This is a genomic window from Priestia sp. YIM B13490 (assembly GCF_042787735.1).
Classification (GTDB): Bacteria; Bacillota; Bacilli; order Bacillales; family Bacillaceae_H; genus Priestia; species Priestia megaterium.
Window position 1 is genome coordinate 1 of record NZ_JBHZOT010000009.1, and the last position, 4,540, is coordinate 4,540.

The following is a 4,540-nucleotide window of genomic DNA, read 5'->3' on the forward strand; positions in this document are numbered from 1 at the left end:
CGCGGGGTGGAGCAGTTCGGTAGCTCGTCGGGCTCATAACCCGAAGGTCGCAGGTTCAAATCCTGTCCCCGCAACCAAATTATCTTTTATACATACTTGAATATATCATTATTATCCTTAGGCATAGCCTAAGGATTTTTTGTTTGGCTATATTTATAAACACTTGTTTAGGTTATGATATAAGATAGTGATGCAGATTAATCAGGAGGTTTTTTCATGTTACAAAGTAATATTCAAACTTATATTGAAAAAGAAATGAACGTTCAAGGTCAATCTTTATCTCTATACCAGGAAGAAAAGGAATATGCGTTGCAAAAAAAGTTGGTACCGCAAAACCTGATGATAGAAGAAAAAGAGGAATCTTTACGTTTTAAAGATTCTTATATCGAAAGAGTAGATAAAGAAACGGACGAGCTGATCGCAGAAGAATCTCCTCTTTCGTTTTTAGATACGCCCATTTCTTACTTGAAAGAACACAGAAGTGAATTTCTATATGTAGAATCAAAATGGTTCGAATTTATTAAGCTTGATGGATGTTCTTTTGAAGTGGATGATGTGTTTGGCACATATAAAGTATTAACCGGGCTACATATGCAAAAAAAATTCGGTTCTTTACTAAAACAATTTTTTGCTAAAGAACTTAATGAAAGTCCAACAAGCGTCCAGCTTTTATTTAATGATAAAGATGGATTATGGGATGTGAATATTGAGTTAGATGCTATAAAAGAGTTTAATGAAAAAATGTCGATAGGTGAAGTTCTTATTCTTACATATCGTTTTTTCTTTCATCTAGTGGAGTATGTAGAGAACGAAAAAGCTTAAGAAATGATGATGACTTTCACTGTAAAGCATAGAGCGTAGTTTCTATGCTTTTTTTGATGAGTAATACGTAATGAATGCTAAATGAAGCTGGAAATACATTTACATCTCTATGTTTTTATGGAATGATAAAGAGTATCTTTACCTATATGACTGCTATGGGTGAGGAACAACTATCAGGAATTTTTCTAGTTTTTTGAGAAAGTAGCTCACATATTAGCTGTTAATAGGACTCAGAGCAAGAAAGCTTCCGTAGGATGAAGTATAATATATACATACAGGAACTATTTTTAACTTTATAAAAAATGTCTGCTGACGTATGGGATTATAAATAAAGAGGGGATGTTCATGTTATTAAGAAAAATAAAGTCTGAAGAATTGGCAGAAGTCTATCAAATGGGATATGCCGCATGGCCTAAAGGCAGGACGTACAAAGAGTATGTGAGAGATAATCAAAAAGAAGAAACATATGGAATTCGGTATGTATACGTAAATGAAGAGGATCAAATTATTGGTTCATTTATTTTGCTTCTTTTACAAACTCCTCGATTAAAGTTTGCTTTGCACGGTATTGGATCTGTTGTTGTACACCAGCTTTATCAACGAATGGGGTATGGCCGTGATATGCTTGAAGACTTTTTTAAAAAGATGAAGATAGAGAAGCGCAGCGCTATTTTTATGCTGTATAGCGATATTCTTCCTGAATATTATCATCAGTTTGGGTTTAAGGAGCTCCCTTCTCATTTACAACGTTATCCTCAATCCATTGCTATGGTAAATTGCAGCGAGTCACAATATGAATACTTAAGTAAGCAATCTATAGAAGACATACCGGCCTATTTTTAAAAGGTATGTCTTTTTTATAGTATTTATCAGCACAATCGTTTACAATTTTATGTAAGCGTTTTCTTTTTTGGGAGATGAATGATTTTATTCGTCCTCATAACCGTAGGCAAATCGTGCAGTTAATATAAATTTTATTACATAAAACCTTGCTATCATCTTACTAGTAACTCTTATTCATTTCCATACCATACCGATATGTACGTTTGCTGCTAAGTATAACCATATCAATATAAGGAGGAAGCAGGAAGATGAAACGATTATTTATAGCAGGGATGATTTTTATACTTTTTTTATCTTTAGGTGCTGTATCTTCTTCAGCCGCAGGAAGTTTTACCTCTAAAACATATAACGGAAGGACATACAAACTGTACGTACCTAGCAGTTATCAGGGAGGTGCTGCCTTACCTCTAGTAGTTATGCTACATGGCTGTACTCAAGACCCTGATCAATTTGCAGCAGGAACACAAATGAATGAACTGGCGGAGACAGAGAAGTTTCTTGTTCTTTATCCAGAACAACCCTCTTCTGCTAATTCAAATAAGTGTTGGAACTGGTTTGATACTGCTCATCAATCAAGGGGAAGCGGTGAACCAGCGTTAATTGCTGGAATGGTCAATCAAATAAAAAGCAGTTATTCAATAGATGCCGACCAAGTCTTTGTTGGAGGGCTATCTGCTGGAGCAGCTATGAGTGTTATTATGGGAGCTACTTATCCAGACATATTTGCGGCTATCAGCGTTGGGGCTGGCTTAGAATATAAAGCAGCGACTAATGTGACAGGTGCTTATACAGCAATGAGCAGTGGAGGTCCTAATCCTATCCAACAAGGAGATTTAGCCTATTCAGCCATGGGAGATCATAAACGAGTGGTTCCAGTTATTTTGTTTCATGGGACAGCTGACTACACTGTTGCGCCTATAAATGCGCATCAAATATTATCGCAATGGGCTCAAACAAATGATAGAGCGTCTGATGGGCTGGATAATAACGATATTGATGATACGGCAGATCAAACTGCAACAGGTACAGTATCTGGTGGAAGAAGCTATACGCAATATATTTACAAAGATACAGCAGGAAAAACAGTAATGGAAAAGTACATGATAGAAGGAATGGGACATGCTTGGTCAGGGGGAAGTACATCCGGTTCTTATACAGATCCTAAAGGACCAAATGCAACTAAATTAAGCTGGAACTTTTTTAAAAGCCATCCAAAAAATGGTGATGCTCCTAATCCAGGAGATATATCCCCACCGGTTACAGCTGCTTCACCAGCGGGAGGAACGTATGGAAGTTCTGTTTCTGTTACATTATCAACCAATGAACCTGCCACCACTTACTATACATTAGATGGAAGCATACCAACTGTTAATTCTCTAAAGTACTCTGAGCCTATTACCATCAACTCTAGCAAAACAGTAAAGTTTTTTAGTGTAGACGCAGCGGGTAACCAAGAGGAAGTAAAGACGGAAGTTTATCAAATTTCTGGAACTTCAGAGAAATCTTCAGTATTTTCTTCACTTGCTGCTGAAGATGGATTTATCGGAAACTTATCAGCTGACGGTATGAGTAGTTCTATTCATAAAATTGGGGATAAAGGAATGTACAATACCGACACATACCGAACCATTTTATCTTTTGACACAGGTTCTTTACCTGATGATGCAATCATTACGGATGTATCTTTAAAAATTTATCGCAAATCTTCAACTGGTAATATTTCATCTTTGAAAGGCGATATTAAAAGCGGTGTATTTGGAACTAGCAGTGCTTTAGAACAAATAGATTATCAGGCTTCACCATCTATTTCAGGAGGCTTCCAAATATCAGTGCCTTCACTCAATAATGGATATACAACTATTCAACTTCCTTCCTCGCTTTGGGGATATATGAATAGGACCGGCAAAACTCAGTTTCGCTTGTCAAGCTCAGGTCCAGCGGACTTTTTAAGTGACGTAGTTGAAATTTATGGGGGCGACAATCCTGCATATGCTCCAACTTTAACTGTTTCATATCAGTGAAAAAACCTTCTAAAAGCTAACTGCTTTTAGAAGGTTTTTTTTGCTGATAAGTTACTTTTATCACCGAATACAACTCCAACTTTTTATAGAGTTTTCTTCAAATTTTGACATGATTTTGATGAAATTTAATCATTATTCAAAAATGAATTGTCAGAAATATTACAAGAAAATGTTTAAAATTAATTAAATCCGTAATAAAAGTAAAATATTCCTGTAATGGAAGTGAAATGAACAGGTGGTATCATTCAGTCATTGAGTAAATAAGGAGGTATTCGGAAAATGAAGAAATTTGTATTTACTCTAGGGACAACGGCAATTCTTTCAGCAGGATTTGTAGGTGCAGCATCTGCCTCTACAAGCGGAACGTATGAAGTACAAAAAGGTGACACTTTATGGAAAATCGCTCAAAATCATAATGTGAGCGTAGACGAGCTAAAAGATGCTAATAACTTAACATCAACACTAATTTATCCAAATCAGACACTAAACTTATCTAGCATAAAAGAAATCGTACATACTGTAAAACGTGGTGACACTTTGTGGTCAATCGGTCAACATTATGGCGTAACAGTAGAAGAAATTAAAGAATGGAACGGTTTAACATCAGACTTAGTTTTCCCTGGAGAACAATTTAAAATTAAAACGGCACAAGCAGCTCAATCTCAAACAGCTAGTGCGCCAGTAGCAAAGGCAGCTCCACAAGCGCAGCAGTCTCAAACGGCACAAGCTCAGCAAGAACAAGCAGCACAAGAACAAACGCAAAAAGAACAAGAGCAAGCTCAAGCAGCACAAGCACAGGTAGCACAAGAGCAGGCACAAAAAGAACAAGAGCAAGCTCAAGCAGCAAAGCACAG

The 4,540-nt window shown here is 36.6% G+C and carries 4 protein-coding genes and 1 tRNA gene; all 5 read left to right on the forward strand.

What is annotated here, in order from left to right:
• Nucleotides 1-77: transfer RNA gene (locus tag ACFX4R_RS22275), tRNA-Met, on the forward strand.
• A 139-nt stretch (nucleotides 78-216) separates the two neighbouring features.
• A complete protein-coding gene (locus ACFX4R_RS22280; protein WP_043982677.1) occupies nucleotides 217-822 on the forward strand; it encodes a hypothetical protein in 606 nt (201 codons plus the stop codon).
• A gap of 345 nt (nucleotides 823-1,167) precedes the next feature.
• Nucleotides 1,168-1,665, forward strand: coding sequence for a GNAT family N-acetyltransferase (locus tag ACFX4R_RS22285; RefSeq protein WP_013081583.1), 498 nt, complete (start codon nucleotides 1,168-1,170; stop codon nucleotides 1,663-1,665).
• A gap of 248 nt (nucleotides 1,666-1,913) precedes the next feature.
• Entirely contained in the window at nucleotides 1,914-3,686 is a 1,773-nt protein-coding gene (locus tag ACFX4R_RS22290; RefSeq protein WP_165575603.1) for an extracellular catalytic domain type 1 short-chain-length polyhydroxyalkanoate depolymerase, read from the forward strand.
• Between the two features lie 279 nt (nucleotides 3,687-3,965).
• Nucleotides 3,966-4,540: LysM peptidoglycan-binding domain-containing protein (locus ACFX4R_RS22295; protein WP_377570414.1), on the forward strand; the 575-nt coding region annotated here is incomplete at its 3' end.